The sequence below is a fragment of the Actinomyces sp. ICM58 genome (assembly GCF_000283035.1).
Taxonomy (GTDB): Bacteria; Actinomycetota; Actinomycetes; order Actinomycetales; family Actinomycetaceae; genus Pauljensenia.
In genome coordinates this window covers 1-2566 of the sequence record NZ_ALIY01000059.1, presented here as the reverse complement: position 1 = coordinate 2566, position 2566 = coordinate 1, and the positions used below count along the sequence as shown (strand labels likewise).

3 protein-coding genes are annotated in these 2566 nt (G+C 67.7%); all 3 read right to left on the bottom strand.

Annotated elements, in window-relative coordinates:
- Window positions 1-199 precede the first annotated feature (199 nt).
- Window positions 200-1039: a MetQ/NlpA family ABC transporter substrate-binding protein gene (locus HMPREF1138_RS02980; protein ID WP_009056369.1), complete on the bottom strand. Its 840-nt coding sequence runs from the start codon at window positions 1037-1039 to the stop codon at window positions 200-202.
- Window positions 1040-1120: 81 nt separating this feature from the next.
- Entirely contained in the window at window positions 1121-1858 is a 738-nt protein-coding gene (locus HMPREF1138_RS02975) for a methionine ABC transporter permease (protein WP_009056368.1), read from the bottom strand.
- Window positions 1855-2566 (bottom strand): ATP-binding cassette domain-containing protein (locus HMPREF1138_RS02970; RefSeq protein ID WP_009056367.1); only part of this gene is annotated, 712 nt, incomplete at its 5' end. The genes HMPREF1138_RS02975 and HMPREF1138_RS02970, both read right to left, overlap by 4 nt.

The window sequence follows — 2566 nt, the reverse complement described above, 5'->3', positions numbered from 1 at the left end:
CATAAGGGTGGGCCCCGGAACCCATGGTTCCGGGGCCCACCCGTCTGTACTCATTCAAGCGGCCCGGCGCGCAGTGCGCGATTGCGCGGCGCATGGCGCGCGGACACGATCTCGGGGCCCGGCCTCGCTCACGCCCGCCCGACCGCGCCCCGGCCTCGCAGGTCAGAACGCCCGCCCGACCGCGCCCCGGCCTCGCAGGTCAGAACGCCGGGATGACCGAGCCATCCGACCAGGTCTGCTCGATGTACTGCTTGACCTGATCGGAGTGCAGGAGCTCCTCGAGCTTCGCGATAGCGGCGGCCTTGTCGGAGCCGCTCTTCCACACAAGGACGTTCACGGCCGGATTGTCGACCGGGGACTCGACGACCAGGGCGTCGCCGCTCAGGCTCAGGCCGCCCTCCTGGGCGAAGTTACCGTTGATGACCGCGTAGTCGAAGTCCTCGAGCGAGCGGACCAGCTGCGGACCCTCGACCTCGTTGAAGCTGAAGTCCTTCAGCTTCGTGACGGTGTTGACGTTGACGTCGCCCTCACCCTCGGGGATGGACACGAGGCCCTGGGTGGCCAGCAGGCGCAGCGCGCGCTCCTGGTTGGAGGTGTCGGAGATGATACCGATCGTGCCGCCGTTGGGCAGCTCGTCGAGGGACTTGTGCTTGTTGGAGAAGACGCCGAGGGGCTCGAGGTGGATGCCCGCGCCGGCCTCGAAATCATACCCAGCCTGCTTCTCAGCGTTCTCCAGGTAGGGGACGGTCTGGAAGAAGTTGGCGTCGAGCTCACCGTCGTTGAGCGCAGTGTTGGGCTGAACGTAGTCGGTGTACTCCACGATCTTGATCTTGATACCCGCGTCCGCGGCCAGGTTGTCGTTGATGTAGGTGAGGATCTTGGCGTGGGGCGAGGGGGTCGCGCCCACGGTCAGGGTCACGACGTCGGAGGAGGAGCCGGAGCCGGACGCATCGGAGGAGGTGGAGCCGCCGCCGCAGGCCGCCAGGCCGAGGGAGGCAACGGCGGCCAGCGCGAGGGCCGCGAAGGAGCGATGACGCATGATGGTTCTCTTTTCTGTGGTCGTCGATGGGATGGGACGAGGCCGGGGTGGCCTCGGGTGGACAAGGTGTTTGCGTGCGCCTCAGCGCGAGCGGTGGTCGACCGCCCGCGAGATGAGGTCGCCGATCAGCTGGATAACCTGGACGATGATGATGATCGCGATGACGGTCGAAATCATGACGTCGTCCTGCCAGCGGTTGTAGCCGTAGTTGATGGCCATCTGGCCCAGGCCACCACCGCCGACGGCGCCCGCCATCGCGGAGTAGCCGATCAGGGTGATCGCCAGAGTCGTGATCGACTGGACAAGGGAGGGCATGGCCTCGCGGATGAGGACTCCCCAACGGATCTGGCGGTTGGAGGCGCCCATCATCTGGGCGGCCTCAACCTTGCCCGGGTCGACGGCCAGGAGGTTCGTCTCCACGAGGCGCGCAAAGAACGGCGCGGACAGGATGACGAGCGGCACGACGGTGGCCAGCGAGCCCGTGGACTTGCCGACGATCATCTTGGTGACCGGGATCAGCATGATGATGCCGATGATGAAGGGCAGGGAGCGCACGATGTTGACGACGAAGGAGACGGCCTGGTAGACGCCCTTGTTGGGGGTGAGGCCGCCCTTGCCGGTCTGGACCAGCACGAGGCCCAGCAGCGTTCCGATGACGACCGCGAAAACGGTGGACAGGCCCGTCATCATGAGGGTCTCGAAGATCGCGGGAACGAACTTCTGGGTGAGGGCGGGGTTATCGAGCCACGTGGGGTCGCCCTTGCCCGTGGGCGCGAGCACCCCTGCGGCGCTCGCAGCGGCGAGGTAGGCGGTGGTCATTGGTCCCTCACTTCCGCGTGGACGTTGTTCTTGCGCAGCTGCTCGATGATCTTGTCAGCGTGGTAGGCGGGGACGGTCAGGGCCAGTCGGCCGACCTGCACGCTGCCGAGAGATTCGAAGGTTCCCGCGGTGACGTCGGCGCCCATGGACGAGGCCAGGTGCAGCACGGTCGCGCCCGTGGGGACGCCGGGGTGCGAGGTGAAGACGACGTCGAGGAGGACGACGCCCGCATCCGCTCCGGGCCCGTAGGAGCGTTCCTGGGAGGCCAGAGACGGGATCGAGTCGACGACGGGCATGGGGACCAGCTCGCGGGCGAGAGGCGTGGCCGGGTCGGCGACGACCTCTTCGAGGGTGCCGGTCTGGAGGACCTGGCCATGACCGAGGAGGGTCACGGAGTCGCAGATCTCGCGGACGACGGCCATCTCGTGGGTGATGATGACGACGGTGACTCCCGAGACGTCGCGGACGAGGCGCAGCAGCGAGAGGATCTGGGCAGTCGACTCGGTGTCGAGCGCGCTCGTGGGCTCGTCGCACAGGAGCACGCCCGGGTTGTCCGCCAGTGCTCGGGCGATGCCGACGCGCTGACGCTGGCCGCCGGAGAGCTGGGACGGGTAGGAGTCTCCGCGTCCGGCGAGGCCGACGAGTTCGAGCAGTTCGTCCACGCGCGCGCGACGCTTCGCGGCGGGGACGCCCGCCAGCTTGAGCGGG